General features: G+C 62.6%; 27 protein-coding genes. 6 read left to right on the top strand and 21 right to left on the bottom strand.

The annotated features are described in order from the left end of the window. Window positions 1–100 precede the first annotated feature (100 nt). The 5 genes from alaS to ECTHA_RS0100720 form a co-directional block, all read right to left on the bottom strand. On the bottom strand, window positions 101–2,716 hold the full coding sequence (gene alaS, locus ECTHA_RS0100740) for an alanine--tRNA ligase (protein WP_025281132.1): 2,616 nt from the start codon (window positions 2,714–2,716) through the stop codon (window positions 101–103). Then, window positions 2,713–3,189, bottom strand: coding sequence for a regulatory protein RecX (locus ECTHA_RS16385; RefSeq protein ID WP_238984824.1), 477 nt, complete (start codon window positions 3,187–3,189; stop codon window positions 2,713–2,715). The genes alaS and ECTHA_RS16385 overlap by 4 nt, the downstream gene beginning before the upstream one ends. Next, the gene (gene recA, locus ECTHA_RS0100730) at window positions 3,155–4,195 is read right to left on the bottom strand and encodes a recombinase RecA (RefSeq protein ID WP_025281130.1); all 1,041 of its coding nucleotides are present in this window, start codon (window positions 4,193–4,195) and stop codon (window positions 3,155–3,157) included. The genes ECTHA_RS16385 and recA overlap by 35 nt, the downstream gene beginning before the upstream one ends. A gap of 126 nt (window positions 4,196–4,321) precedes the next feature. Further along, window positions 4,322–4,825 carry a CinA family protein gene (locus ECTHA_RS0100725; RefSeq protein WP_025281129.1) on the bottom strand — a complete coding sequence of 168 codons (504 nt, stop codon included), beginning with the start codon at window positions 4,823–4,825 and terminating at the stop codon, window positions 4,322–4,324. After that, complete coding sequence (locus tag ECTHA_RS0100720; protein WP_025281128.1) at window positions 4,825–5,118, bottom strand: PilZ domain-containing protein; 294 nt, start codon at window positions 5,116–5,118, stop codon at window positions 4,825–4,827. Before ECTHA_RS0100720 ends, ECTHA_RS0100725 begins: the two co-directional genes overlap by 1 nt. A gap of 125 nt (window positions 5,119–5,243) precedes the next feature. Here ECTHA_RS0100720 and ECTHA_RS0100715 point away from each other — a divergent pair, with 125 nt between their 5' ends. Beyond that, window positions 5,244–5,903, top strand: coding sequence for a protein-L-isoaspartate(D-aspartate) O-methyltransferase (locus ECTHA_RS0100715; protein WP_025281127.1), 660 nt, complete (start codon window positions 5,244–5,246; stop codon window positions 5,901–5,903). A 65-nt stretch (window positions 5,904–5,968) separates the two neighbouring features. On the opposite strand, the gene ECTHA_RS0100710 is transcribed toward ECTHA_RS0100715, so the two are convergent. Beyond that, entirely contained in the window at window positions 5,969–6,403 is a 435-nt protein-coding gene (locus ECTHA_RS0100710) for a host attachment protein (RefSeq protein ID WP_025281126.1), read from the bottom strand. Window positions 6,404–6,698: 295 nt separating this feature from the next. Between ECTHA_RS0100710 and mutS the strand changes: the two genes are divergently transcribed. Both mutS and fdxA read left to right on the top strand, forming a co-directional pair. Then, a complete protein-coding gene (mutS, locus tag ECTHA_RS0100705) occupies window positions 6,699–9,284 on the top strand; it encodes a DNA mismatch repair protein MutS (protein WP_051582516.1) in 2,586 nt (861 codons plus the stop codon). Window positions 9,285–9,475: 191 nt separating this feature from the next. After that, window positions 9,476–9,799 (top strand): ferredoxin FdxA, encoded by a 324-nt coding sequence (gene fdxA, locus ECTHA_RS0100700; protein ID WP_025281124.1) that lies wholly within the window; start codon window positions 9,476–9,478, stop codon window positions 9,797–9,799. A gap of 51 nt (window positions 9,800–9,850) precedes the next feature. On the opposite strand, the gene ispF is transcribed toward fdxA, so the two are convergent. The 11 genes from ispF to ECTHA_RS0100645 all read right to left on the bottom strand — a co-directional run bounded on the left by ispF (window position 9,851) and on the right by ECTHA_RS0100645 (window position 18,345). Next, window positions 9,851–10,330, bottom strand: coding sequence for a 2-C-methyl-D-erythritol 2,4-cyclodiphosphate synthase (gene ispF, locus ECTHA_RS0100695; RefSeq protein ID WP_218915899.1), 480 nt, complete (start codon window positions 10,328–10,330; stop codon window positions 9,851–9,853). Beyond that, a complete protein-coding gene (gene ispD, locus ECTHA_RS0100690) occupies window positions 10,327–11,055 on the bottom strand; it encodes a 2-C-methyl-D-erythritol 4-phosphate cytidylyltransferase (RefSeq protein ID WP_025281122.1) in 729 nt (242 codons plus the stop codon). Before ispD ends, ispF begins: the two co-directional genes overlap by 4 nt. 10 nt (window positions 11,056–11,065) lie before the next feature. Continuing rightward, a complete protein-coding gene (ftsB, locus tag ECTHA_RS0100685) occupies window positions 11,066–11,359 on the bottom strand; it encodes a cell division protein FtsB (protein ID WP_025281121.1) in 294 nt (97 codons plus the stop codon). Window positions 11,360–11,423: 64 nt separating this feature from the next. Further along, the gene (eno, locus tag ECTHA_RS0100680) at window positions 11,424–12,704 is read right to left on the bottom strand and encodes a phosphopyruvate hydratase (RefSeq protein WP_025281120.1); all 1,281 of its coding nucleotides are present in this window, start codon (window positions 12,702–12,704) and stop codon (window positions 11,424–11,426) included. Window positions 12,705–12,716: 12 nt separating this feature from the next. Continuing rightward, window positions 12,717–13,568 carry a 3-deoxy-8-phosphooctulonate synthase gene (kdsA, locus tag ECTHA_RS0100675; RefSeq protein WP_025281119.1) on the bottom strand — a complete coding sequence of 284 codons (852 nt, stop codon included), beginning with the start codon at window positions 13,566–13,568 and terminating at the stop codon, window positions 12,717–12,719. Continuing rightward, window positions 13,555–15,213, bottom strand: coding sequence for a CTP synthase (locus ECTHA_RS0100670; protein ID WP_025281118.1), 1,659 nt, complete (start codon window positions 15,211–15,213; stop codon window positions 13,555–13,557). Before ECTHA_RS0100670 ends, kdsA begins: the two co-directional genes overlap by 14 nt. Before the next feature lie 117 nt (window positions 15,214–15,330). Beyond that, entirely contained in the window at window positions 15,331–16,101 is a 771-nt protein-coding gene (locus tag ECTHA_RS0100665; protein WP_025281117.1) for an energy transducer TonB, read from the bottom strand. 2 nt (window positions 16,102–16,103) lie between these two features. Next, entirely contained in the window at window positions 16,104–16,529 is a 426-nt protein-coding gene (locus ECTHA_RS0100660; protein ID WP_026623415.1) for an ExbD/TolR family protein, read from the bottom strand. A gap of 5 nt (window positions 16,530–16,534) precedes the next feature. Beyond that, window positions 16,535–16,933 (bottom strand): ExbD/TolR family protein, encoded by a 399-nt coding sequence (locus ECTHA_RS0100655; protein ID WP_025281116.1) that lies wholly within the window; start codon window positions 16,931–16,933, stop codon window positions 16,535–16,537. Further along, a complete protein-coding gene (locus ECTHA_RS16380; RefSeq protein WP_025281115.1) occupies window positions 16,923–17,672 on the bottom strand; it encodes a MotA/TolQ/ExbB proton channel family protein in 750 nt (249 codons plus the stop codon). The genes ECTHA_RS0100655 and ECTHA_RS16380 overlap by 11 nt, the downstream gene beginning before the upstream one ends. A gap of 130 nt (window positions 17,673–17,802) precedes the next feature. Further along, on the bottom strand, window positions 17,803–18,345 hold the full coding sequence (locus ECTHA_RS0100645; protein ID WP_025281114.1) for a flavodoxin: 543 nt from the start codon (window positions 18,343–18,345) through the stop codon (window positions 17,803–17,805). Between the two features lie 878 nt (window positions 18,346–19,223). On the opposite strand from ECTHA_RS0100645, the gene ECTHA_RS0100640 reads away from it, so the two are divergent. Genes ECTHA_RS0100640 through metK form a run of 3 tightly spaced genes read left to right on the top strand, consistent with a single transcriptional unit; the run spans window position 19,224 to window position 22,084 of the window. Beyond that, window positions 19,224–20,033: a glycine/sarcosine N-methyltransferase gene (locus ECTHA_RS0100640; protein WP_025281113.1), complete on the top strand. Its 810-nt coding sequence runs from the start codon at window positions 19,224–19,226 to the stop codon at window positions 20,031–20,033. After that, window positions 20,033–20,869, top strand: coding sequence for a methyltransferase domain-containing protein (locus tag ECTHA_RS0100635; RefSeq protein WP_025281112.1), 837 nt, complete (start codon window positions 20,033–20,035; stop codon window positions 20,867–20,869). The genes ECTHA_RS0100640 and ECTHA_RS0100635 overlap by 1 nt, the downstream gene beginning before the upstream one ends. Window positions 20,870–20,926: 57 nt before the next feature. Then, window positions 20,927–22,084: a methionine adenosyltransferase gene (metK, locus tag ECTHA_RS0100630; RefSeq protein ID WP_025281111.1), complete on the top strand. Its 1,158-nt coding sequence runs from the start codon at window positions 20,927–20,929 to the stop codon at window positions 22,082–22,084. A 108-nt stretch (window positions 22,085–22,192) separates the two neighbouring features. On the opposite strand, the gene ECTHA_RS0100625 is transcribed toward metK, so the two are convergent. Genes ECTHA_RS0100625 through hypA form a run of 4 tightly spaced genes read right to left on the bottom strand, consistent with a single transcriptional unit; the run spans window position 22,193 to window position 25,933 of the window. Further along, a complete protein-coding gene (locus ECTHA_RS0100625; protein WP_025281110.1) occupies window positions 22,193–22,408 on the bottom strand; it encodes a HypC/HybG/HupF family hydrogenase formation chaperone in 216 nt (71 codons plus the stop codon). 19 nt (window positions 22,409–22,427) lie between these two features. After that, complete coding sequence (gene hypF, locus ECTHA_RS0100620; protein ID WP_025281109.1) at window positions 22,428–24,737, bottom strand: carbamoyltransferase HypF; 2,310 nt, start codon at window positions 24,735–24,737, stop codon at window positions 22,428–22,430. Between the two features lie 9 nt (window positions 24,738–24,746). Further along, window positions 24,747–25,553: a hydrogenase nickel incorporation protein HypB gene (gene hypB / locus ECTHA_RS0100615; RefSeq protein ID WP_025281108.1), complete on the bottom strand. Its 807-nt coding sequence runs from the start codon at window positions 25,551–25,553 to the stop codon at window positions 24,747–24,749. A 38-nt stretch (window positions 25,554–25,591) separates the two neighbouring features. Continuing rightward, on the bottom strand, window positions 25,592–25,933 hold the full coding sequence (gene hypA, locus ECTHA_RS0100610) for a hydrogenase maturation nickel metallochaperone HypA (RefSeq protein ID WP_025281107.1): 342 nt from the start codon (window positions 25,931–25,933) through the stop codon (window positions 25,592–25,594). Between the last annotated feature and the right edge of the window lie 13 nt (window positions 25,934–25,946).

Genomic DNA, 25,946 nt, shown 5'->3' with positions numbered 1-25,946 from the left:
CAGTCGGAGGGGCGCACGAAAGGACTATTTCCGCACCCGGCGCCGAAGCCCCTCATCAAGCCGAGGAACGGGCCATAAAGGCAAGGCTCCAGGACGGCCATCAAAGACGTGACTCCACCCAGCCCTTCACGGATGACAGTGCCTCGTCCAGCGCCTCTGGACGATTTCCACCCGCCATGGCCATGTCGGGCCGACCACCGCCCTTGCCACCCACTTGCTGGGCCACCTGGTTCACCAGTTCGCCTGCCTTGATGGTGCTGGAATGGCTTGCGGTCACGCCAGCCACCAGGCTCACCTTCCCGTCACGGGCGGTGGCCAGCACGATGATGGCCTCGCCCAGCTTGTTCTTGAGTTGGTCCACGGTCTCGCGCAATGATTTGGGGTCGGCTTCATCCATGCGCGCCGCCAGCACCTTCACGCCGTTCACGTCCACCGCCTGATCCGTCAGGCTCGAGCCGGCCTGGGACGCCAGTTTGGCCTTCATGGCCTCAAGCTCCTTTTCCAGACCGCGATTGCGGTCCAGCACCTGCTGGATCTTCTCGGTGAGATCACTTCGACCGGCGCGCAGCATCCGCGCGGCCTCGTCCAGTTGGTTTTCGGTGTCATCCAGATAATTCAGGGCGTTTTCGCCGGTCACGGCTTCGATACGGCGGATGCCGGAGGCTACCCCGCCCTCGCTGATCACCTTGAAGACACCGATATCACCGGTGCGCTGCACATGGATGCCGCCGCAGAGTTCCACCGAGAAGTCTCCCAGTGAGAGCACCCGCACTTCTTCGCCGTACTTTTCGCCAAACAGGGCCATGGCCCCGGCTTCCATGGCCTCCTTGATGGGCATGATGCGGGCTTCGGCGGGGGCATTGGCGCGAATGGCATGATTGACCATGCGCTCGATGCGGAGCAATTGCTCGCTGCTCACGGGCTCAAAATGAGAGAAGTCAAAGCGCAATCGGTCCGGCGCCACCAGAGAACCCTTCTGCTGCACATGTTCACCCAGCACCTCGCGCAGGGCCGCATGCAGCAGGTGAGTGGCGGAGTGATTGAGCACCACCGCGCGACGGCGCTCGCCGTCCACTCGAGCAGTCACAGCCGCATCGGTAGTCAGTGTCCCGCGCAGCATGGTGCCTCGATGGATGAACACCCCGCCCTGCTTCACCGTGTCGTTCACCTGGAACAGCCCGTCAGGGCCTTCGATAAAGCCGGTGTCGCCCACCTGACCCCCGGATTCACCGTAGAACGGAGTCACATCCAGCAGCACACTGCCTTCGCTGGAGTCATTCAGACTCTCCACGGGCTTGCCGTCACTCCCGGCCAGGCGCAGAACCCGGGCCTGCTCCTCGATGTGTTCGTAACCCACAAAACGGGAGTCCGACACCCCTTTGGCCACCGCACCGACATCGGACATGCGGAAGCTGCTGGCAGCCCGGGCACGATCACGCTGCTGGTCCATTTCGTATTCGAAACCGGCCATATCCAGTTCCAGGCCCTTCTCCCGGGCGATGTCGCCGGTCAGGTCCACCGGGAAGCCGTAGGTATCATAGAGCTTGAAGATCAGGCCGCCGGGGATGGTCTTGTCGGAGATCTTCTCCAGGCCCTCTTCCAGATGCTTGAGGCCATGCTCCAGGGTTTCGCGGAAGCGCTCTTCTTCTTGCAGGAGCACCCGTTCCACCTGTGTCCGGGCCTTGGCCAGTTCGGGATAGGCTTCGCCCATCTCCCGCACCAGGGGCTCCACCAGGCGGTGGAAGAAGGGGTCGGTCATGCCCAGCTTGTGTCCATGGCGGGCGGCACGGCGGATGATCCGGCGCAGCACGTAGCCGCGGCCTTCGTTGGCGGGCATGACTCCGTCGGTGATCAGGAAACTGCAGGAGCGGATATGGTCGGCGATCACCTTGTAGGAGGGAGAATGGGTGTCCTCACTGCCCATGATGCGCCCCACCGCGTCCAGAAGATTCTGGAACAGGTCGATTTCATAGTTGGAGTGAACCCCTTGCAGTACCGCAGCCAGGCGCTCAAGGCCCATGCCCGTGTCCACCGAGGGCTTGGGCAGGGGGTTCAGATTACCCTCACTGTCCCGGTCGTATTGCATGAAGACCAGGTTCCAGATCTCGATGTAACGGTCGCCATCCGCCTCGGGCGAACCCGGCGGGCCACCCCAGACGCTGGGGCCATGGTCATAAAAGACCTCGGTGCAGGGGCCACAGGGACCGGTATCTCCCATCTGCCAGAAGTTATCGGACCCACCCCCAGGATCGTCACCGATGCGGGTCACCCGATCCTTGGGCACGCCGATCTCCTTCACCCAGATATCGTAGGCCTCGTCGTCCGTCTCGTAGACCGTCACCCAGAGCTTGTCGGCGGGCATCTCGAGCACCTGAGTGAGGTACTCCCAGGCATAGTGAATGGCATCACGCTTGAAATAATCGCCAAAACTGAAATTGCCCAGCATCTCGAAGAACGTGTGGTGCCGCGCCGTATATCCCACGTTTTCCAGGTCGTTGTGCTTGCCGCCGGCGCGCACGCAGCGCTGCGAGGAGGTCGCCCGCTGATAGGACCGCTGCTCAAGCCCCAGGAAGGTCTCCTTGAACTGCACCATGCCTGCATTGGTGAACAGCAAGGTCGGATCGTTCCCGGGGACCAGCGGAGCCGAGGCCACCACTTCATGACCCTTGGAGCGGAAGTATTCGAGAAAACTGGTTCTGATATCGGCGCTTTTCATATCTTGCCTACTTCATTCATGACCCGGCGGATGACTTCCGCGGAAAAACCCCGGCTCTGCAAAAAACGCATCTGCCGGGCGCGTTCCCTGTAGTCCCGGGGTGGCTCGCCGGCGAAGCGGCGTTCGTAAACATCATGGGCCTGAACCTGCCAATCCACCTCTGCTGCCTCCAGGGCCTGCTGGGCCTGAGCCTCGTCGATGCCACGCTGGCGAAGATCGGCGAGGATGCGTAGAGGGCCTTGCCCCTGGCGGATTCGGTAACGTACAAATTCACTGGCAAAACGTGCGTCGCTGAGCCAGCCCTCGGACTCGAGGTCATCCAGCGCCTCATCCACCTTGTCCCTGGCAAAACCCCTTAGCGCCAGCTTGCCGGCGAGTTCATGACGACTGTGCTCGCGGCGCGCCAACAGACGCAGGGCGCTCTCCTGAGGATCCTGTTCAGCCTTCGGCGGCTTGGCTTTCGCTACTGTCACTCTCAGCAGGCTTCCGCTTGGGCATGTGCTTGTCGCGGATCTGGGACTCGATATCCGCGGCGATCTCCGGATTTTCCTTGAGGAAGTTACGGGCGTTATCCTTGCCCTGACCAATGCGTTCCCCCTTGTAGCTGTACCAGGCGCCCGCCTTGTCGACGATGCCGTCCTTCACGCCCATGTCGATCACTTCAGCCAGGCGGGATATGCCCTCGCCATAGAGAATCTCGAAGTGGGCTTCCCGGAACGGCGGGGCCGTCTTGTTCTTGACCACTTTCACCCGCGTTTCGTTGCCGACCACCTCGTCGCCTTTCTTGATGGCACCGGTACGGCGGATATCCAGTCGAACGGAGGAGTAGAACTTGAGCGCGTTGCCGCCGGTGGTGGTCTCGGGGTTCCCGAACATCACGCCGATCTTCATGCGGATCTGGTTGATGAATACCACCAGGGTGTTGGAGCGCTTGATGTTGGCGGTGAGCTTGCGCAGGGCCTGGGACATCAGGCGGGCCTGCAGGCCCACGTGCGTGTCGCCCATCTCGCCTTCAATCTCGGCCTTGGGGGTGAGTGCGGCCACGGAATCCACCACCACCACATCCACGGCGCCGGAGCGCACCAGCATGTCGGCGATTTCCAGGGCCTGTTCACCGGTGTCGGGCTGGGACACCAGGAGGTTGTCCACATCCACACCCAGCGCCTGGGCATAAGTCGGATCCAGGGCATGTTCCGCGTCCACGAAGGCCGCCGTGCCGCCCTCCTTCTGGCATTCGGCAATCACTTGCAGCGTCAGCGTGGTCTTGCCGGAGGACTCGGGCCCGAAGATCTCCACCACGCGACCGCGGGGTAGACCACCCACACCCAGGGCAATATCCAGGGCCAGAGACCCGGTGGACACCACCGACACATCACGCACCACGCTGGAATCGCCCATGCGCATGACAGCGCCCTTGCCGAACTGCCGTTCGATCTGGCCCAATGCCGCGCTCAACGCCTTTTTACGATTCTCGTCCAAGGTCCTGCCCTCTCGATCATCCCTAGTCATGTGGTTTGGCACCTTCCACGGTACCCTCAAACAATTCTGGAAAGCGTGGGAGTATCTCACACTCCCGCCCTCCGTCGCCAATCCCGAACACAGGGGTCAGCGGCGCTCCAGCAGGGTTTGCAGGCCCTCCAGCACCCGCGCGACGCTCTGCCGTCGCACGGCTTCGCGATCCCCCTGCAAATGGAGACATTCACCCTGAACGGGTTGGCCTCTGAGGGCCCAGGCGACCCAGACCGTGCCCACTGGCTTGTCGGGGGTCCCGCCCCCGGGGCCGGCGATGCCGCTGACCGCCGCGGCAAGATCAGCGCTGCAGTTGCGCAAGACCCCCTCCACCATGGCCTGCACGGTCTCGCGACTCACGGCGCCGGCGGCATCCAGGGTCTGTTGAGGCACCTGCAACTGTTCCCGCTTGGCCGCGTTGCTGTAAGTGACAAAGCCACGATCGAACCAGGCCGAGCTGCCGGGAATGTCGGTGATCACCTTGGCAATCCAGCCCCCGGTGCAGGATTCGGCCAGGGCCAGCTGCCAGCCTCGCGCCAGGATCAGGTCTCCCAGGGCCCTGGCACGCCCCTCCAGAGCGGAGTCGTTGAGGGCCGTCATCACAGCATGCGCTGAATCTTGGTGGCCACCACATAGCCCAGACCTTCCGGGTCCACCCGCAGTACCTCCACTTCCGCATTCAACGGCGCGACCAGGGCCTTGATCGGTTCAATCGCCACCGTGAGCTGTTTTCCCACGGGCAGCGGATCATCCAGGTAGAACGAGAGGCCGTTCGGGCTTAGATCCCGCCCCAGTCCCTGGTGCTCCCGACCCGAATCCAGTTCCTTCACCCGGACCGGATGATCCACCTGCAAGCGCTGGAAATCACGTTTTTCATCCATACCCATGTTCATGCATGCCCCCAGTTCATTAGATGGATCGATTCGGGCCTCTACAAGCGCGCCCGCGAAATACTATCATGCCGTGAAACACGAGCCTTCCAGGGCTTGTTCCAGGCGTTGACAGGAGATACCGCGCCATGAAAGATCCAGTCGCCCGGCTCATTGAACAGGTTCGCCTTGACTTCAAGGCCACTGCTGACACCACCGGCCTTCAATCCATGTCGCCCGAGGTGGAAGCGGCCCTGACCCGGGTACCCCGGAACCGCTTCGTGCCGGCCGGGCAACAAAGTCATGCCTGGGAGAACACCGCCCTCCCCATCGGACATCAGCAAACCATCTCGCAACCATTCGTGGTGGCCCTGATGACACAACTGCTGGACCTGCCCCCCGAGGCGCGGGTACTGGAGGTGGGCACAGGATGCGGCTACCAGACCGCCATCCTGGCGGAGCTGGCCCGGGAGGTCTTTACCATCGAAGTCATACCGGAGCTGGCCGAGGGTGCTCAGGAACGCCTGGGGGCCCTGGGCTACGGGAACATCCATACCCGGGTCGGAGATGGTCATGCCGGTTGGCCGGAGGAAGCGCCCTTCGACGCCATCATTGTCACCGCCGGTGCTCCGCGCATTCCCGCCAGCCTTGAAGACCAGTTGCGGCCCGGGGGGCGCATGGTGATCCCGGTGAACTCCAATTGGCAAAGCCAGGACCTGGTGGTGGCCACCCGCAATGAGGAGGGAGAACTGGATTGCCAGCGAGTGCTGGCGGTGCGCTTCGTGCCCCTGGTGGGGAGAGAGTCCTGAGCACACCCCCACAGCCACGGGGTGATCCCGGGTGTGGGGGCACGGCCCCAGGACGGGCCGTTGGCTCAAAGGAACTGCGGTAGCTGCCGCCGGATATCGGCCGGATCCTGGGTGGTGAGGTTCTTGTCGATCTCCCCGGCGATGGACTTCTGGGTGACCGCGTTCATGCAGCCGCGCAGCGCTCCAAGGAACGAGGGCGCGGCAATGATGTAGAGCTTGTTGAACTGGCCCTTGGCGCGGGCCACATTGAGCCGCTCACACAATTCCCTCGCAAATCGGTTGGCCTCATGCTTCTTGGGGGGCGTCTCCCTCCCCATGGCATGACGCCCATCGCCACTGCTGTCAAACGTTCGCCCCATTCGGTCGGATTGCAGGTCGTGCTCGTGCAATCGGGCCTCGGGATGCGTGAAGTCTTCCTCTTCCACCAGGGGGCTGAAGGACTTTTCGGCGCTGAAAACCCTGGCCCGACTCGCATCCGCGACGATGACCCATGTTGTCATAGACGAACCTCCTATCTGCGTGACTGAAAAGGCCGGGCCTGAGCCCGGCCGCGCAGCGACCCGCTGCGTCATGAGCGGAAGAGCGACCCGGAAGGGCCATGCAGCTCCTCCTATAGGGAGATTAGACGATCCTGATGGGTTGTTCAGCGCCCGCTTCCTTCACCTGCAGGCCTTTTAAGGGCATCATCCCGAGCATTGCAACCCGCGGGCCGTCGCCGGTTGAACATTCTTCGGACCATTTGACAAGAAAAGGCATTAAGTGACTGAAGTAAAGAACCATTCTGCACACACACCCATGATGCAGCAGTTTCTTCGCATCAAGGCCGAGCATCCGGACATCCTGTTGTTCTACCGCATGGGGGATTTCTACGAGCTCTTCTTCGACGACGCCACCCGTGCGGCGAAACTCCTGGACATCACCCTCACCCGCCGCGGACAGTCCGCTGGGGAGCCCATCCCCATGGCGGGCGTACCCGTGCATGCTGTGGAGTCCTATCTGGCCAGGCTGCTGCGACTGGGAGAGTCGGTGGCCATCTGTGAGCAGGTGGGGGACCCGGGCAACAGCAAGGGCCCGGTGGAGCGCAAGGTGGTACGCGTGGTCACGCCAGGCACGGTCACCGAGGATGCCCTGCTGGAGGAGCGCCGGGACAATCTGCTGGTGTGCGTTGGGGGCGATGGCGAACACACCGGGCTGGCCGCCCTGGACCTGAGCACGGGGCGCTTTCAGGTTCAGGAGCTCACCGGCACGGAGCCCCTGCTGGGTGAGCTGGAACGCCTGCGCCCGGCGGAGATCCTGATTCCCGAGGGCATGACCCTGCCCGGCCCGGAACGCACGGGCGTGCGCCGCCGGCCGCCGTGGCATTTCGAGGTGGACGCCGCCCGGGAACTGCTGACCCGCCAGTTCGGCACTCGGGATCTGGCCGGCTTTGGCTGCGAGGACATGCACCGGGCAGTTGGTGCCGCAGGGGCCCTGCTGCAGTACGTCAAGGATACCCAGAAGACCGCCCTGCCCCATATCGATGGCCTGAGCGTGCAGAGTCGCGATGCCGGCATCATTCTGGATGCTGCCAGTCGACGGAATCTGGAACTCACCGTGAACCTGTCCGGAGGCCATGAGAACACCCTGGCCTCCGTGCTTGATCGCACGGTCACGGCCATGGGTAGCCGCCTGCTGGGCCGTTGGCTGCATCAACCCCTGCGGGATCGCCGGGCCCTGCAGGAGCGCCATGGAGCGGTTGGAGAGTTGCAGGAACGGCAGGCCTTTGAGCCCCTTCAGACGCAACTGCGCGGGATTGGCGACCTGGAGCGCATCCTCACGCGGGTGGCCTTGGGTTCCGCCCGCCCTCGCGATCTCACCACCCTGCGTGATTCCCTGGCAGAACTGCCCAACCTGCAGTCGGAATTGGCTACCCTGGCGTCGCCGCGCATCACCGCCCTGGCGGGGCAGATTGGCGAACACCCGCAAGTGGTGGACCTGCTGCGCCGGGCCGTGATCGACCAGCCCCCGGTCCTGATTCGTGACGGTGGCGTGATCGCAGCGGGCTACGACGCGGAACTGGATGAACTGCGCAGTCTGTCGGAGAACGCCGACCAGTTCCTGGTGGACCTGGAGCAACGGGAGCGGGAACGTACGGGCATCGCCAATCTCAAGGTGGCCTACAACCGTGTGCATGGGTATTACATCGAGATCAGTCGCACCCAGTCCGACAAGGCGCCGGAGGATTACACTCGCCGCCAGACCCTCAAGGGGGCGGAGCGCTTCATCACGCCCGAACTCAAGCGCTTCGAGGACAAGGTGCTCTCAGCGCGGGAAAGATCTCTGGCCCGGGAGAAACAGCTTTACGAGGCGCTGCTCACACAGCTGCATGCACCCTTGCCGGGACTGCGTCAGACCGCCGAGGGCCTGGCGGAACTGGATGTACTGTCCAACCTGGCGGAACGGGCCGAGACCCTGGACTATCGGGCGCCGGAACTCACCGACACACCGGGACTGCTCATCGAGGAAGGGCGGCACCCGGTGGTGGAGCAGGTGCTGGATGACCCGTTCGTGCCCAACGACCTGAAGATGCACGACCGGCGCCGCATGCTGGTGATCACCGGCCCCAATATGGGTGGTAAATCCACGTACATGCGTCAGGCCGCGCTGATTGTGCTCATGGCCCACGTGGGCAGCTTCGTGCCCGCTCGCCATGCCCGGCTGGGCCCTGTGGACCGCATCTTCACCCGCATCGGTGCCAGTGACGACCTGGCCTCGGGCCGATCCACGTTCATGGTGGAAATGACCGAGGCCGCGAACATCCTCAACCATGCCACTGATCGCAGCCTGGTACTCATGGATGAGATCGGCCGTGGCACCAGTACCTTCGATGGCCTCTCCCTCGCCTGGGCCTGCGCCGAACACCTGGCGCGCAAGAACCGGGCGTTCAGTCTGTTCGCCACCCATTATTTCGAACTCACCGCCCTGCCAGAGCAGTTCCCCGCCATTGTGAATGTCCACATCGATGCCATCGAGCACGGTGAGCGCATTGTCTTCCTGCATGCCCTGAAAGAAGGGCCGGCCAACCAGAGTTATGGTCTGCACGTGGCCGCACTGGCCGGTGTGCCCCGCAGCGTGATTCAGCGCGCCCGGGAGCGCCTGTCGGAACTGGAACAGCAGAGCCTGGCCGGCGCGGCTGCCGACAGCCCCCAACTCAGCCTTTTTGGTACCGACGGCGGTTGGACACCCTCGCCACCGGAACCTGTCGACCCGGCCGCAACGGCACTGCGCGAGGCGGTTGAAGCGCTGAGCCCGGATGATCTCAGCCCCCGGCAGGCCCTGGAGGCCCTTTACCGGCTGCAGTCGCTGATCAAGGAGGAAGCAACGGGATCGGTCAGCAAGTGAACCCCCGGGGTTGTTCGCGGTCCCTCATCTCATGACCTGCCAAGCGTTACCCCCTGGCAAAACCCTGTTTTCCTGGGGGTAACGGCACCGAAATGAGGGGATCTTGACGTTAAGCTGGCTCAGGCCTCAGGCTTGTTCCATGGGCCAGCCAGGGCCTGCCCCAATCACACCCATCTGGAGGGATATGCGCGATGACGTTTGTGGTACTGGAGAACTGTATCCGCTGCAAGTTCACGGACTGTGTGGAAGTTTGCCCGGTGGACTGTTTTCACGAGGGCCCCAACTTTCTGGTGATTGACCCGGATGAATGCATCGACTGTTCCCTGTGCGAGCCGGAGTGCCCAGCCGAGGCCATCGTGCCGGAGGATGAGGTCCCTGATGGGCAGGAGCATATGCTGGAATTGAATGCGGAGTTGTCCCAGCAGTGGCCGGTGATCACCCGGCGCAAGGATCCGTTGCCGGATGCGGAGGAATGGAACGGGAAGCCGGACAAGTTGAAACACCTGGAGCGGTAGCGCCAGGCAACGCCCCTTCCTCCAGGGTTACCGACCCTGGCGGGAGGCGTTTCAGTCCCGGGTCAGCAGCACCACCGCGTGGGCCTCGATGCCTTCCTTGCGGCCCACGAATCCCAGACGTTCGGTGGTGGTGGCCTTGACGTTCACCTGCTCGACCTCCACCCCGAGATCCTCGGCGATATGGGCCCGCATCCGATCCACGTGGGGTGACATCTTGGGGGCCTGGGCGGCAATGGTGGCGTCCACATTGCCCACTCTCCAGCCCCGCTCGCGGACCTGCCCCATCACACGCCGCAGCAGGTCACGACTGTCCGCGCCCTTGAAGGCCGGGTCCGTGTCCGGGAAATGCCGACCGATGTCACCCAGGGCCAGCGCACCAAGGATGGCGTCACTGACGGCGTGCAGCAGCACGTCGCCGTCCGAATGGGCCTTGAAGGCCCGGTCATGGGGAATATGCACCCCGCCAATCATCAGGTGATCGCCCTCCATGAAGGCGTGTACGTCGTAGCCGTGGCCAATACGCAGGTTCATGTCTCGTTCCGGGTCGTGGATGCCCGCTTGCGCTCGGCCAGGTAGAACTCGGCCAGGCGCAGATCCTCGGGGCGGGTGATCTTGATGTTCTCGGCGCTGCCCTCCACCAGTCGGGGAGACTGGCCGGCATGCTCCAGAGCCGAGGCTTCATCGGTGACCATGAAGCCGTCGTTCAGTGCCTTCTCCAGGGCGCCTGCCAGGGTGGCCAGGCGAAACATCTGTGGCGTGAAGGCTCGCCAAAGGTCGGAGCGATCCACCGTGGCGGCAATGCGCCCATCGGGTGTGGCCCGCTTCTTGGTGTCCCTCACCGGGGTGGCCAGGATGCCGCCCACCGGATCATCTCCCAGGGCCTGGATCAGACCCTCCAGATCCTCGTCACTCAAACAGGGGCGCGCGGCATCATGGACCAGCACCCAGTCATCAGGCTGAGCCAGTGCCTCCAGGCCGCGCAGGGCATTCAACACCGAGTGGCAGCGCTCGGCGCCACCGTCCACCACCTTGAGGGGCTTGTCAGCGGTGGGGCATAGGGAAGGAAAATAGGCATCGTCATGGCTCACTGCCACCACCACGCCGGCGATGCGAGGATGACGCAGGAAGATATTCAGGGTCTGCTCGATCACGGTGCGACCGGCCAGGGGCAGGTACTGCTTGGGGCGGTCGGCTCGCATGCGACTGCCCACGCCGGCGGCAGGAATCACCGCCCAGAATCTTGGCTCAGGTTTCATCGGTACTCTTTCATCGGTACTCGGGGAAGCGGTGTCGGTCCACTACCTGGAAGAAGATCTCATCCTCGCCAATCATGCCCAGCTCTCGCCGGGCGCGTTCCTCGATGGCGTCCAGTCCGGTCTTGAGGTCGATCACTTCGGCTTCCAGGGCCTCATTACGGCTACGTAATTGCCGGTTCTCCACCTGTTGCGCCTCCAGGGTCTCACGCAATTGCCAGACCTCGGGCGGGTTGCCCTCACCGAACCAGAGTTTGTACTGCAGGGCCACCAGCAAGGCCAGCAGCAGGGCGGTCAACCACTTCATGTTCCTGTCCAGGCGCGCAGCGCCCCCCACTCGCGCGCGCGGGAATGGGGGGCGCGTTGAGGCCTCACTTCAGGTGCGGGAAGGCCTGCCGGCCGGCATAGCGGGCCGCCGAGCCCAGCTCCTCTTCGATACGGATCAGCTGATTGTACTTGGCCACCCGATCGGAGCGCGACAAGGAACCGGTCTTGATCTGGCCGGCACTCGTGGCCACCGACAGGTCCGCGATGGTCACGTCCTCACTCTCACCGGAGCGATGGGAGATCACGGCCGTGTAACCGGCTGCCTGGGCCAGTCGGATGGCCTCCAGAGTCTCCGTGAGGGTGCCGATCTGGTTGAGCTTGATGAGGATGGAGTTGCCGATCCCCTTGTCGATGCCTTCCTGAAGGATACGGGTGTTGGTCACGAACAGGTCATCGCCCACCAGTTGCACGCGGTTACCCAGTTTCTCGGTGAGCAGCTTCCAGCCATCCCAGTCGCCCTCGTCCAGACCATCTTCGATGGTGATGATGGGGTACTGATCCATCCACTGGCACAGATAGTCCACCATGCCGGCCGCATCCAGGCTCTTGCCCTCGGACGCCAGCTCATAACGGCCATTCTTGTAGAATTCCGAAGCGGCGCAATCCAGACCGAGATGGATGTCCTTGCCCGGGGTGAAGCCCGCCTGATGGATGGCCTCAAGGATGGCTTCGATGGCCGCTTCGTTGGAGTCCAGGTCCGGGGCAAAACCACCTTCGTCACCCACGGTGGTGGACAGCTTGCGGGCACCCAGCACCTTCTTCAGCGCGTGGAACACCTCAGCGCCGTAACGGACGGCATCGGCCACGTTGGGCGCGCCCACGGGCAGGATCATGAATTCCTGCATGTCCACATTGTTGCTGGCATGGGCCCCGCCGTTGATGATGTTCATCATGGGCACAGGCAGCATGTTGGCACCCTCCCCGCCCAGATGCCGATACAGGGGATATCCGTTCTCCATGGCATTGGAATGGGCCGTGGCCATGGACACTGCCAACAGGGCATTGGCGCCCAGACGACCCTTGTTGTCAGTGCCGTCCAGTTCAATCATGCGCCGATCAATGGCCTCCTGATCGTCCGAGGTAACCCCCAGCAAGGCCTCGCGAATCTCGCCATTGACGTTGGCCACGGCCTTTTGCACGCCCTTGCCGCAATAACGGTCACCGCCGTCGCGCAGTTCCAGGGCCTCGCGGGAGCCGGTCGAGGCGCCGGAGGGCACAATGGCCCGCCCGGTGACACCGGAAACAAGTTTGATGTCCGCTTCGACAGTGGGATTGCCGCGGGAATCCAGCACTTCGCGGGCATGGATATCGACGATCTCGGTCATGAGTGTCCTCTACTAATCTTGGGATGCGATCAGAAACTGATCTTCAATGAAACCCTGGCGCTTGGTGACCTCGTCCAGCGCCTTGAGGGTGGTCAACAGGTCTTCCAGCAGGGGCATGGGCCAGGCATTGGGGCCGTCGGAGAGGGCCTTGTCCGGATCGGGATGGGTTTCCATGAACAATCCGGCCACGCCAGCGGCCACCGCTGCCCGGGCCAGCACCGGAACAAACTCCCGCTGACCTCCGGAGCTGCTTCCCCGTCCGCCGGGTTGCTGCACCGAATGCGTGGCATCGAATACCACCGGGCAGCCGGTCTGGCGCATCACCGCCAGGCCGCGCATGTCGGAAATCAGGGTGTTGTAGCCAAACGAGACGCCGCGCTCACAGACCATGATGCGCTCATTGCCGGTGGCCCGGGCCTTGTCCACCACGTTCTGCATGTCCCACGGGGCCAGGAACTGACCCTTCTTGATATTCACCGGCAGCCCCTGGGCGGCCACCTTCTGGATGAAGTTGGTCTGGCGGCACAGAAAGGCCGGCGTCTGCAACACATCCACCACGGCGGCCACGGCCTCCATGGGGGTATCCTCGTGGACATCCGTAAGCACCGGCACCTGGATCTGCTGGCGCACCTTTTCCAGGATCTTGAGACCTTCTTCCAGCCCCGGGCCACGAAAGCTCTTTACCGAGGACCGATTGGCCTTGTCGAACGAGGACTTGTAAATGAAAGGGATACCCAGGCGACCCGCCATTTCCTTGAGCTTTCCGGCCGTATCCAGGGCCAGTTGCTCGCTTTCGATCACGCAGGGCCCGGAGATCAGGAACAGCGGCTGATCATTACCGGCCTGAAAATCACACAGATTCATAGAGCTCACTCAGGTTGGCCTTTTTCTCATGCTGCAGCCGTGCGGCACGCACAAAACCGGAAAAGAGCGGGTGCCCATCCCGGGGCGTGGAAGTGAATTCCGGGTGGAACTGGCAAGCCAGGAACCAGGGGTGGTCGTGGAGTTCCACCACTTCCACCAAGGCATCATCCATGGATTTGCCGGAGATCACCAGACCCGCCCTGGTCAGGGTTTCCAGATACTGGTTATTGAATTCATAGCGGTGCCGGTGACGCTCGCTGATCACCTCGTTTCCATAGATCCGGCAAACCAGGGTCTTGGGGTCGAGACGCGCGTCCTGGCCACCCAGACGCATGGTGCCTCCCAGGTCGTCGTCCACGGCGCGGCGCTCCAGCTGACCCTCGGCGTTCTGCCATTCGGTGATCAGGGCGATGACCGGATGCGGCGTCTCGGGCCGGAATTCGGTGCTATGGGCATCCTCCAGGCCGGCCACGTGGCGGGCAAACTCGATTACGGCCGCCTGCATCCCCAGGCAGATGCCCAGGTAAGGCACCCGGTGCTCCCGGGCATAACGCACCGCAGCGATCTTGCCCTCCACGCCCCGCTCGCCAAAACCGCCCGGCACCAGAATGGCGTCCACCTCACCCAGCACATCGTCTTCCGAATTCTCCAGTTTTTCCGAATCGATATAACGGATATTCACCTTGGTGGAGGTGTGGATACCCGCATGGGTCAAGGCCTCGTTGAGGGACTTGTAGGACTCGGTGAGTTCCACGTACTTGCCCACCATGCCGATGGTGACCTCCGCCTCGGGGAATTCCATGGCGTTGACCACGTTCTTCCAGTCGGAAAGATCGGCCGCCCGGGCCTCCACGTGCAACTTGCGAAGGACGATCTCATCCAGCTTCTGGGAGTGCAGCCACAGGGGGATCTTGTAGATGTTGTCCACATCCACCGCTGAAATGACTGCCTTTTCCTCCACGTTGGTGAACAGGGCGATCTTGCGGCGCTCCCCCTCCGGCAGCGGGTGGGTGCTGCGGCAAAGCAGGATGTCCGGCTGAATGCCGATGGAGCGCAATTCCTTGACCGAGTGCTGGGTGGGCTTGGTCTTGATTTCCCCAGCCGCGGCAATGTAAGGCACCAGGGTCAGGTGCATGAACAGGGCATTGTCATGGCCCAGTTCCACGCCCATCTGGCGAATCGCCTCCAGGAAAGGCAGCGACTCGATGTCGCCCACGGTACCGCCGATCTCCACCAGGGCAATGTCGGCGCCCTCCGCACCGGCACGAATGGAGCGCTTGATCTCGTCGGTAATGTGGGGGATCACCTGCACGGTACCGCCCAGATAGTCGCCACGGCGTTCCTTTCGGATCACGTTCTCGTAGATCTGACCGGTGGTGAAATTGTTGCGGCGGGTGGTACGAATGCGCACGAAGCGTTCGTAATGGCCCAGATCCAGATCGGTTTCCGCCCCATCCTCGGTGACGAATACCTCCCCATGCTGAAACGGACTCATGGTGCCCGGATCCACGTTGATGTAGGGATCGAGCTTGAGCAGGGTCACCTTCAGGCCGCGGGCCTCAAGGATGGTTCCCAGGGAGGCAGCAGCAATGCCCTTACCCAGGGAGGAAACCACGCCCCCTGTAATGAATACGTATCGAGTCATGAGATAGTCGTTGGAAATGGGGTGACGGCGACTGAATGCGCCGGATGGCGTGCAAGGATACCAGAGGGGTCATACCCCCTCAACGCGCCTTATCCCGATCACCACCGGCACAAGCCGTTAACGCAGGTTGAAGGAGACCGGGAGCGAGAAGGTAAAACGCGACTGTCCCATATCGGCGGGCATTGCGGGTAATGGGTCGGCACGGCGGATCATGTCCTCCACCGCCCGATCCAGCAGACCGTGGCCGGACCCCTGCTCCAGCTCGTAAGAGAGCACGTTGCCATCCCGGTCGATGGTGACCCGCACCGTGGCCACCCCTTCCTGTCGCCGACGCTGAGCTTGACGGGGATATTCCTTGTGACGTTCCAGCCAGGCGCGCAGCTCCCGGGCATAATCCTGCTCTGCGGCGGGATCGCCTCCACCCTGGTCGGCAGCGGGTGCGTCACGGACCTCGTCCATGGGGGCTTCATGCTCACTTTCCTCCCCCTGGACCGACGCTTCCCGCGGATGATCCTCTGCGGGCTCGCGGGGCTCCGGCTCCGGTTCGGGCTGTGGCTCCGGCTCGGGTTCGGGCTCTGGCTCGGGCTCTGGCTCCGGCTCGGGCTCTGGCTCGGGCTCGGGCTCGGGTTCGGGCTCCGGTTCGGGCTCCGGTTCGGGCTCCGGTTCGGGCTCCGGTTCGGGCTCCGGCTCGGGTTCCGGTTCGGGCAGTGCCTCCGGATCTCCAAGGGTGCGGCCTGCAGGCCCCAGGTCGATGACCACACCGGACTCACCCGGTGCTTCAGCGCCGTCGACCTCGGTGTCCGTGCGCGCCAGGTACCAAAGCACGGAGGCGTGCACCCCCACGGCCAGGAGCAGTGCAACGACCCATGGAAAACCTCGAATCTGCATGATCAATGATCACCAAGCACGGTGAGCAGCATGACTTTTTCCACACCGGCATCCCTGAGAAGTTCCATCAGATCCAGCAGTTCCTCTGTGGTGGCAGCCTGATCTGCCTTGATGCGCACGGCGGGCTGGGGGCTGGTTTCGTCGCCTTCACTCGCATCCAGGGCCTCCACGAGACGCGCCTTGAGGGCCTCACTCTCCAGCTCCTCATTCTCGAAGGCCAGACGCCCCCCCTCTCCCAGCAGGACCAGCCAGCCCTCATCGTTCACCTCTTCTTCGATGCTCGAATCCGGAGCTTCCACATCAAACACATCCTGGGAAGACAAGGCACCAGCCACCATGAAGAAGATCAGCAGCAGGAAGACGATGTTGATCAGTGGGATGAGATGGTTTTCATCCGCTTCACGCTGTGGAAACTCGGGAAGATGCATGGACTTTACTCTCGGGCCAGCCTCATGGAGCGCGGATTGGCATGGCGCACCTCATCCAGCACATCCACCACCTGCTGCAGGGGCACGCCACCTTCGGGCTGCACCACCACAGTGCGCTCTGGCTGGTCATCCAGATACTGCCGGACCACACTCCTGATGGCGTCACGTTCCACGGCCTCACCCTCGATGCGCACGCCCGAATCGACGAAGATGCGCACTGACAAGGGGGGCTCATCCACAACCGCCGGTGTTTGTTGAGCGGAGGGCGTACTCAGCGGCACCGCGCTCCAGTCGAGAAAGCTGGAGGCGAGCATGAAGAAAATCAGCAGAATGAAAACCACATCGATCAGGGGCGTCAAGCTGATCAGTGCCCGTCGGCGTGGTGGTGGCAGTTCAATCTGCATCAGAGGCCGCCCGCCCCTTCCAGAGCTTGATGCGGGCCTGCCGAGCCGCTGGCCCCTCTTCTTCCTGACGTTCGGCGATCGGCTCCGGCGGTCGCACGGTAAAGACCTGTGTCACCGCATCCTGAAGGCGATAGCGGAACCGCTCCAGCCAACGCTCCAGACCATTGAGCACCGCCACCACCGGGATGGCCACGGCCAAGCCCACGGCGGTGGTCATCAGAGCCACCCAGATGCCACCTGAAAGGATGGCCGGGTCCACCCGGTTACCCGCCGCCTCCAATTGCTGGAAGGCCACGATCATGCCCAGCACGGTTCCCAGCAGACCCAGTAACGGTGCCAGACTACCGATCACCTCCAGCACCCGGAACTGGCTGCGCAGTTTTTCCAGCCAGCCAGCAGCGATACGCCCCACTTCCTCCCGAATCAGGGGCTCGGGCATATTGGGGTCCCGGCGACCCTGGATAGCTGTTTCCACCACCCGGGCGGCAGGACTGCGGGATCGAGCGAGCACTTCCAGCGCCTTGTCAGCCTGGTGTTGACGCCAGTGCGTCAGCGCCTCATCGAGGCTGCGCTGATCCCCCAGACGCAGCCAACTGAATTGCCAGATCTTGACGAAGATGACGGTAAGCGCCACCACCGACATGACCAGCAAAATGACCACCACCGGACCACCCAGGTCAATCACGGACTGCAGGCCGTGGAGGATGCTGCTTGTTGGGGCTGTATCTTCTGAATTCATGGGGCAAAACCTCGCGGAACCAGTATGCGCCTCAGGCACGCAGGACCAGCATGCTAATGGTGTTGCTAATCATTATCAACGATAGGGCCTAAAAAAACCGCCCCGGAGAGCGCCGGGGCGGCCTGGGTGATCAAACCGGCAGATCGAAATCCGGGGCGATCTGCTTGAGCCACTGCTCGAGACGGGCCTCGGTCTGATCGCTCTGATTGTCCTGGTCCAGCACAAGGCCAACAAACGCCCCATCCACCACCGCCTGAGAGCTGTTGAAGGTATACCCCTCCGTTGGCCACGAACCCACCACGCGCCCCCCTCGATCGGTGACCACATCATGGATTTCCATCAGCGCATCCACGAATTCATCCGGGTATCCCACCTGATCGCCCAAGCCATAGAGGGCTACCGTCTTGCCGGAGAAATCCACCTCTTCCAGCGTCGGCATGAATTCCTCCCAACTCTCCTCTTCGCAATCGGCAGACAGGCCCGGCAACTGGCCCGAACCCATGGTAGGAGTACCAAATATCAGATAGTCATAGCCTGCAATATCATCAGCCGAAACCCGGTTTACATTCAGGGGCTTTGCCATGGTTTCATCATCGAACTTCTTCTTGATCATCTTGGCCACCTTGCGCGTATTGCCGGAGGTGGTACCGAAAAAAATGCCGATTCGCGCCATACTATTGCCCTCTTGGTAAAGAATGGATGACGGGGCGATACTGCGCCCGGGCACTCGCCTTGGGCGCGCCTTGCCCCGTAAGACCTCGCCGAAAGTAGGGGCAATTCCCGTGCCAACGCTGAAAAAAGACAGAGCACTCGCGTATCCTCATGTTTTGGATCACAATTTAATCCTTCCACCCCGCCCTCGCGGCGGGTGGCGTAGCGCACCAGAACAGGGCATTTGCCCCAATGTGGGGTTTGCGACATAGCGCATTCCAGGGCGCACGCAGGTGTCGTGATGAGTGACGAGATACGCGCCCTCTCGCGTGAAGATTCAGTGAATCCCCAGGGCCCAAACTTGCATTCTTCGCGAAAGTCCCCCAAGCTACTAAGGATGCATCAGCGCATAACCTTGAAGGTGCATACGGTGACCGCCACGCAATGCAGTGTGGTAATCAGCCGCAACCAGGCAGGTCTTTGGCGCGAGCAATAACGTAGTCGGAGTTCATATTATTTTGTCGCCCCGTGGGGCGACCACCTGCCAACAAGGCGTCCACGGTTTTCCGCACTCGGGCTACTTGGCCCGAAGGTCATTGAAACGGTCGTGCCCCACGACCCGGCCGCGGTAACCGTCACAAGGAAGACGCACCCCCGCACCCTTTGGGTGATTGCAGGATCCGGGCGGTCGCGACTCTTCTACAGGACACAGCAACACGCCAGCACAGAGTTCGATGGTGGAGGCGGACACCATCGCCGGCAAGCATCAAGCCGGCCACGCATCGCAGACAGGGTCGAATCGTTCGGCCCGGTCATGGCGGTGTGGTCGATATCGTGGAGGCGCTGAGCGCCGCGCGATGCAACGCAAATCAAACACCTCAAATGGCGGGGAACATCACTATGTCCAACACCATGACAGACCAGGATTTTGGCGAGAAGCCGGTAGAACGTCGCGACACCGACAACTACGTGAAGGAATACACCGAATCGTTCGTCGACAAATGGGATGATCTGATCGACTGGGACAGTCGCGCCAAGAGCGAAGGCGACTTCTTCATTCAGGAACTCAAGAAGCGTGGCGCCAAGCGCGTGCTCGACGTGGCCACCGGTACCGGTTTTCACTCTGTGCGCCTGCTTGAAGCCGGCTTCGACGTGGTGAGCGTTGACGGCGCTCCCGAGATGCTCGTCAAGGCCTTCGAAAACGGCCGCAAGCGTGGCCACATCCTGCGCACCACACAGGCTGATTGGCGCGAACTCAATCGCGACATCTATGGCCGCTACGATGCCGTTGTCTGCCTGGGTAACTCCTTCACCCATCTGTTCAACGAAAACGATCGCCGCAAGGCGCTGGCCGAGTTCTATGCCGCCCTGAATCATGACGGCGTCCTGATCCTGGACCAGCGCAACTACGACGCCATCCTGGATCACGGTTATTCCAGTGCGCACACCTTCTATTATTGCGGCGACAACGTCTCGGTGTATCCGGAACACGTGGACGACGGCCTGGCTCGCTTCCGCTACGCCTTCCCGGACAAGTCCGTGTTTCACCTGAACATGTTCCCGCTGCGCAAGCCTTATGTGCGCCGCCTGATGCGCGAGGTGGGTTTCCAGAACATCGAAACCTACGGCGACTTCAAGGAAACCTACCACGACACTGAACCGGACTTCTTCATCCACGTAGCCAGCAAAAAATATACGGGGAAAGAATAATGACGAATCAGTATGAAGGTGCCGTCGCCACTGCCCGCGACTACTACAACAGCGAAGACGCCGATAACTTCTACCACCGGGTGTGGGGTGGTGAGGATATCCACATCGGTCTGTACGAGTCCGACGAGGAAGCCATTCCGGATGCCAGCCGCCGCACCGTCGCTCACATGGGTGACCTGCTGGGCGAACCCACCAGCGACATGAAGGTGCTGGATATCGGTGCTGGATATGGTGGCGCGGCTCGCTACCTGGCCACCACCTTCGGATGCCATGTCAAGGCGCTGAACCTGAGCGAGGTGGAGAACGAGCGCGACCGGCAGATGAACAAGGCCCTCAAGCTGGATCATCTCGTCGACGTGCTTGACGCCAGTTTCGAATCCATCCCGGCCGAGGACAACAGCTTCGACGTGGTCTGGTCCCAGGATTCCATCCTGCACAGCGGCAACCGCATGAAGGTCATGGAGGAAGTGGCCCGCGTGCTCAAGCCGGGCGGCGTGTTCATCTTCACCGACCCGATGCAGACCGACGATGCACCCAAGGAGAAGCTGCAGCCCATCCTCGACCGCATCCACCTGGAAACCCTGGGTTCCCCCGGATTCTACCGGGAAGCCGCCAGCAAGGTGGGTCTTGAAGAAATCGGCTTCGAGGATCACAGTCACCAGCTGCCGCGCCACTACGGGCGGGTGCTCAAGGAGCTGGAATCCCGCGAGGAAAGCCTCAAGGGGCTGATTTCAGACGATTACATCGCACGCATGAAGAAAGGTTTGCAACACTGGGTTGATGGTGGCAAGGCCGGGCACTTGTGCTGGGGCATTTTCCGCTTCCGCAAGGCCTGATTCCGGATCATGATCCGACTTCAACCCTGAAAGACCATTACCAGGAGAAACCATTACATGAGCAAGACCTATCTATTCACCTCCGAATCCGTCTCCGAAGGCCATCCGGACAAGATGGCCGACCAGATCTCCGATGCGATCCTTGACGCCTACCTGGCGCAGGATCCCAAGGCCCGCGTGGCCGCGGAGACCGTCACCCAGACGGGCATGGTGCTGATCGCCGGTGAGGTGAAGTCCACTGCCGTTCTGAACCTGGAAGACCTGGTACGTGAAGTGGTTCTGGACATCGGTTACGACAGCTCCGACAAGGGCTTCGACGGCAACACCTGCGCCGTGCTGAACTCCCTGGGCGCCCAGTCCATGGACATCAACCAGGGTGTGGATCGCAGCCGCCCGGAAGAACAGGGTGCCGGTGACCAGGGCCTGATGTTCGGTTATGCCTGTAACGAAACCGACGTGCTGATGCCCGCCCCCATCCACTTCTCCCACAAGCTGGTGCAGCGCCAGGCCGAAGTGCGCAAGAACGGCACCCTGCCCTGGCTGCGTCCCGACGCCAAGAGCCAGGTGACCTTCCGCTATGAAGGTGGCAAGGCCGTGGCTGCCGACGCCGTGGTGCTCTCCACCCAGCACGCTCCCGAGATCGAACAGAAAGATCTGCAGGAAGCCGTGATGGAAGAGATCATCAAGCCTGTGCTGGGCGAGAAATGGCTGCACAAGGGCACCAAGTTCCACATCAACCCGACCGGTCGCTTCGTCACCGGCGGCCCACTGGGCGACTGCGGTCTGACCGGCCGCAAGATCATCGTCGACACCTACGGCGGCATGGCCCGTCACGGTGGCGGTGCCTTCTCCGGCAAGGACCCCTCCAAGGTGGACCGTTCCGCTGCCTACGCCGCCCGCTATGTGGCCAAGAACATCGTGGCCGCCGGCCTGGCCGAGCGCTGCGAAGTGCAGGTCTCCTACGCCATCGGTGTGGCCGAACCCACCTCCATCGCCGTGGAAACCTTCGGCACCGGCAAGATCGACGAGACCCGTCTGACGGAAATCGTCCGCGACGTCTTCGATCTGCGCCCCTATGGCATCCTGACCATGCTGGACCTGGAGAAGCCGGTCTATCGTCCGACCGCTTCCTACGGCCACTTCGGTCGTGAAGACCTGGGCGTGAGCTGGGAGCGCACCGACCGCGCCGACGCCCTGGCCAAGGCCGCCAAGTAAGTACCTGGCGCCTCTTGCATCGGACATCGCCCGATGCAATTGAGAGGCCGGGAGGGGGAAACCTCTCCCGGCCTTTTTTGTGCCCGGCACATTGCCCTGCCCTGTGCTTCAGATGCCCATCTGACGGAACATCTCCAGGCTACGGGCAGCCTCGTCGGGGTCCAGGCGGCCAATGGCAAAGCCCACATGCAGGATCACGAAGTCCCCCGCCGAGACATCATCCACCAGGGCCAGGCTGATCTCCTTGCGGATGCCGCCAAGATCCACCAGGGCCCGATCTCCCTCCAGACATTCGATCACTTCCACCGGCATGGCCAGACACATGGCAATCCTCCCGGATTGATCAACCGCGCACCGCTTGCAGGGCCACCCAGGCCTGCCCCAGGCTCAGCCCGCCATCATTGGGTGGTAACCGACGGGGCTCGTAGACACGCAACCCGGCGCCGGCGAGAAGACGTCGCAAGTCCCGCATCAGGATCTGATTCAGACAGCAGCCGCCCGACACCACCACTTCCTCCAGTCCCAGGTGCCGGGCCCGGCTGAGGGTCCACTCGGCCAGGCCTCGGGCCACCGTGGCATGAAAGACAGCAGCCGCCTCGGCTGTCGAAAGCCGCCCTCCGGCCAGACAAGCCAGCAGCGGCCAGAAATCCAGCACGTCCCGATCCAGCTCCCAACCCCCAGGAAGCGCCTCTGCCGGGCCATGGCGAGTAGCCAATCCCTCCAGTCGCATGGCCGCTTCGCCTTCATAGCCATTGAAATCCACCACCCCCAACAGACCCGCAGCCGCATCGAATAACCGACCCAGGCTGGTGGTGCGTGGACAGAGACTACCGCACGACAGCAGCATCTCCACACCCTGGGCCTGGGGATATCGAGCGAAACGCTCAGGGATCTCCTCGCCTCGGCCCAGGGCATGCAGGACCGCCGCCGCCATTCGCCAGGGTTCCACTGCTGCCCGGTCACCGCCCGGGAGGGCCAGAGACCGCAGGTGGCCCACCCGCTGGAAGTCCTGGCCCTCCAGCAGCATCAACTCTCCTCCCCAGGCGCCTCCGTCCGTCCCCAGACCATAGCCATCGATGGCCAGGCCAAGTATCGGCCGCTCGAGGCCATGCTCGGCCTGTACCGCTGCGAGATGGGCATGATGATGCTGTACCGCCAGCAAGGGCACCGACCACTCAGCCGCCAGGCGCGAGGCCAGACGAGTGCTGTAAAAGTCCGGGTGCATGTCGCAGGCCACCACAGCGGGCGTTTCGTCCAGCCGTTCCAGCCACCATTGGGCCAGTGTCTCCAATGCCCGGCAGGTCCCGTCGTGATCCAGATCCCCCACATGGGGGGACATCAGGGCCTGGTGGCCCCGGGTGATGCACAGGGTGTTCTTCAACAGCGCCCCGGTGGCCAGGGCGGTGGGACCCTCACGAGGCAGGGTAATCGGCGCAGGACTCAAGCCTCTGGCCCGGCGAATCATCGTGATCCCTCCGTCTGTCACACGTAACACGCTGTCATCGCAGCGCTGGCGAATGACCCGGTCATGGACCAGAAAGCCATCAGCCACCGATGCCAGACCCTCCAGCGCCTGAGCATCGTCGATGAACAAGGGCTCGCCATGAAGATTACCCGACGTGCAAACCAGCACAACGGGCTGGGGTTGCTGTAACCATGCCGTCCCGGGCGGCTGCCCCGCCAGGGCGTGAAATAGCAGGTAGTGCACCGGGGCGCAGGGCAGCATGGCCGCCAGCCAGGGTAGATGGGGGGCCACACCCGGCAGCGCCGTCTCCGTGTCCGTGGTCTGTTCAAGCAACACCAGTGGGCGGGTCCAGTCCTCCAGCCATGCTCTTTGTGGTGGCTCCACTCGGGCAAGGCCGTCCAGAGAAGCCGTATTGACCACCATCACGCCCAGAGGCTGTTCACCGCGATGCTTGCGCGCCCGCAACCTGGCCACGGCGGCGGCATCACGGGCATTGCACAGCAGTTGATATCCACCCACTCCCTTGAGTGCCAGGATGCGCCCCTCGGCAAGCCACGCCGCCGCCTCGGCCACGGGATCATCCGCTTCAACCGGCTGGCCATACGGGTTCAACAGCGCCAGGCGGGGACCACAGTCGGGGCAGGCATTGGCCTGGGCATGGAAGCGTCGATCAGCGGGGTCTTCGTATTCAGCTTGGCAGGCTGCGCAGGGTGTGAAAACCTGCATGCTGGTGCGGGCCCGATCGTAGGGAAGTGCATCCAGCATCGTGTAACGGGGGCCGCAGTGGGTGCAATGGGTGAAAGCGTGGCGGTAGCGACGATCATGGGGGTCGAACATTTCCCGCAGGCACTGCGGACACATCGCCCCATCCGCCATCGGGCCAAAGTGAACGCCGCCCGTCTGGCTCGGCTGGATCACGAACCCGGATTCTCCATCCAATGGCACCCGGTTTGAGCGTACCAGGTGATCCAGTCTCGCCAGAGGGGGCAGCCCCTTTGGCAGAGCGGAGATAAAGACATCCAGCGACAGCGCATTCCCTTGCAACTCCACCTCAACGCCGTCCGCCTGGTTACGCACCCAACCCGTCAGTTCCAGGGACTGAGCCAGACGATGAACATGAGGCCTGAACCCCACTCCCTGAACACACCCCTGGATACATAGATGCAGGCGAACCGGGCCCTGGGTCACGGAGTGTCCTCAGGACTTCATCAGTCCCGCCTGCTGCAGACGGGACTCCAGTTCGGCCACACGCTGGCGCAGGGCCTCCAGCTCCTGCCCCTCCGACACATCCCCCGGGCCTGAACACCGATCCTCCAGCCACTGCACCCAGGCCTCCATCCCCTGCCCCGTGCGGGCCGAGAGCTGGAATACCTCCATCTCTGGATTGAGCCGACGCGCCTGTTCAATGCAGGCGTCCAGGTCGAAGTCCACATGGGGGAGCAGGTCCAGCTTGTTCACGATCATCACCCGGGAGGTTTGAAACATGTCCGGATACTTGAAGGGCTTGTCATCCCCCTCCGTGACCGAGAGGACCACGACCCTGAAGGCCTCACCCAGATCAAAGGCCGCCGGGCAGACCAGGTTGCCCACGTTTTCGATGAAAAGAATGCCGCCCTTGGGTGGCTCCAGGTCTTCACAGGCATGCCCCACCCGATGGGCATCCAGGTGGCAGCCCTTGCCGGTATTGATCTGCACGGCGGGCACGCCGGCCTGGCGGATACGTACGGCATCGCGACTGGTTTGTTGGTCCCCTTCGATGACCGCCAGCGGCAGGCGATCCCTCAAACGCTCGATGGTCGCGGTCAACAGGCTGGTCTTGCCCGACCCGGGGCTTGAGACCAGGTTCAGGGCCAGTACCCGTTCGCGCTCGAACCAGGCCCGGTTGTTCTGAGCATGGGCGTCGTTCTGTGCCAGCAGGTCCGTTTCAACGGACACCTGGCGGGTGTTCTTGCCATGATGCTCGTGCCCGTGTTCATCGTCACCACAACCGCAAACCGTGCACATGATCTTTTCCTCCGCATCCCGTGACCGCCTACCCGGCCCTAATCACTGACCTGCAGATCCTTGACCTGCATCTCCTGACCGTTCTCGGCCCGCGCAGGGCCACCGCAACGAGGGCAAGGGGTCAGCCAGGAATCCATGTTGAAGCAGTGTCCGCAGTGTCGGCAACACCCGTTGGCCACAGAGGGCTCGATATGCACTTCCGCCCCCTCGGCAAGCGTTCCCCGAGTCACCGCCTTCAGGGCAAAACGCAGGGCATGCGGATCCACTGCAGCCAATAGGCCCACAGAGAGTGTGACCGCGTGGACCCGGGAAAATTTCTGCAAACGGGCCTGGGTTTCAAGGATGCGAAGCACCTCACGGGCCAGGGACATCTCGTGCATGACATCGGCCCCG

This window comes from Ectothiorhodospira haloalkaliphila ATCC 51935 (assembly GCF_000633935.1).
Taxonomy (GTDB): Bacteria; Pseudomonadota; Gammaproteobacteria; order Ectothiorhodospirales; family Ectothiorhodospiraceae; genus Ectothiorhodospira; species Ectothiorhodospira haloalkaliphila.
This window is presented reverse-complemented; position numbering and strand designations above follow the sequence as displayed.

Excerpts from the sequence above, each read along its gene's own strand:
- alaS (WP_025281132.1), bottom strand. The coding sequence starts at position 2,716 with ATGAAAAGCGCCGATATCAGAACCAGTTTTCTCGAATACTTCCGCTCC.
- ECTHA_RS0100725 (WP_025281129.1), bottom strand. The coding sequence starts at position 4,825 with ATGACGGCCCTCAACGACTCCGCTCTGGAGGGGCGTGCCAGGGCCCTG.
- ECTHA_RS0100720 (WP_025281128.1), bottom strand. The coding sequence starts at position 5,118 with ATGAACATGGGTATGGATGAAAAACGTGATTTCCAGCGCTTGCAGGTG.
- ECTHA_RS0100715 (WP_025281127.1), top strand. The coding sequence starts at position 5,244 with ATGAAAGATCCAGTCGCCCGGCTCATTGAACAGGTTCGCCTTGACTTC.
- ECTHA_RS0100710 (WP_025281126.1), bottom strand. The coding sequence starts at position 6,403 with ATGACAACATGGGTCATCGTCGCGGATGCGAGTCGGGCCAGGGTTTTC.
- mutS (WP_051582516.1), top strand. The coding sequence starts at position 6,699 with ATGATGCAGCAGTTTCTTCGCATCAAGGCCGAGCATCCGGACATCCTG.
- fdxA (WP_025281124.1), top strand. The coding sequence starts at position 9,476 with ATGACGTTTGTGGTACTGGAGAACTGTATCCGCTGCAAGTTCACGGAC.
- ispF (WP_218915899.1), bottom strand. The coding sequence starts at position 10,330 with ATGAACCTGCGTATTGGCCACGGCTACGACGTACACGCCTTCATGGAG.
- ispD (WP_025281122.1), bottom strand. The coding sequence starts at position 11,055 with ATGAAACCTGAGCCAAGATTCTGGGCGGTGATTCCTGCCGCCGGCGTG.
- ftsB (WP_025281121.1), bottom strand. The coding sequence starts at position 11,359 with ATGAAGTGGTTGACCGCCCTGCTGCTGGCCTTGCTGGTGGCCCTGCAG.
- eno (WP_025281120.1), bottom strand. The coding sequence starts at position 12,704 with ATGACCGAGATCGTCGATATCCATGCCCGCGAAGTGCTGGATTCCCGC.
- kdsA (WP_025281119.1), bottom strand. The coding sequence starts at position 13,568 with ATGAATCTGTGTGATTTTCAGGCCGGTAATGATCAGCCGCTGTTCCTG.
- ECTHA_RS0100670 (WP_025281118.1), bottom strand. The coding sequence starts at position 15,213 with ATGACTCGATACGTATTCATTACAGGGGGCGTGGTTTCCTCCCTGGGT.
- ECTHA_RS0100665 (WP_025281117.1), bottom strand. The coding sequence starts at position 16,101 with ATGCAGATTCGAGGTTTTCCATGGGTCGTTGCACTGCTCCTGGCCGTG.
- ECTHA_RS0100660 (WP_026623415.1), bottom strand. The coding sequence starts at position 16,529 with ATGCATCTTCCCGAGTTTCCACAGCGTGAAGCGGATGAAAACCATCTC.
- ECTHA_RS0100655 (WP_025281116.1), bottom strand. The coding sequence starts at position 16,933 with ATGCAGATTGAACTGCCACCACCACGCCGACGGGCACTGATCAGCTTG.
- ECTHA_RS16380 (WP_025281115.1), bottom strand. The coding sequence starts at position 17,672 with ATGAATTCAGAAGATACAGCCCCAACAAGCAGCATCCTCCACGGCCTG.
- ECTHA_RS0100645 (WP_025281114.1), bottom strand. The coding sequence starts at position 18,345 with ATGGCGCGAATCGGCATTTTTTTCGGTACCACCTCCGGCAATACGCGC.
- ECTHA_RS0100640 (WP_025281113.1), top strand. The coding sequence starts at position 19,224 with ATGTCCAACACCATGACAGACCAGGATTTTGGCGAGAAGCCGGTAGAA.
- ECTHA_RS0100635 (WP_025281112.1), top strand. The coding sequence starts at position 20,033 with ATGACGAATCAGTATGAAGGTGCCGTCGCCACTGCCCGCGACTACTAC.
- metK (WP_025281111.1), top strand. The coding sequence starts at position 20,927 with ATGAGCAAGACCTATCTATTCACCTCCGAATCCGTCTCCGAAGGCCAT.
- ECTHA_RS0100625 (WP_025281110.1), bottom strand. The coding sequence starts at position 22,408 with ATGTGTCTGGCCATGCCGGTGGAAGTGATCGAATGTCTGGAGGGAGAT.
- hypB (WP_025281108.1), bottom strand. The coding sequence starts at position 25,553 with ATGTGCACGGTTTGCGGTTGTGGTGACGATGAACACGGGCACGAGCAT.
- hypA (WP_025281107.1), bottom strand. The coding sequence starts at position 25,933 with ATGCACGAGATGTCCCTGGCCCGTGAGGTGCTTCGCATCCTTGAAACC.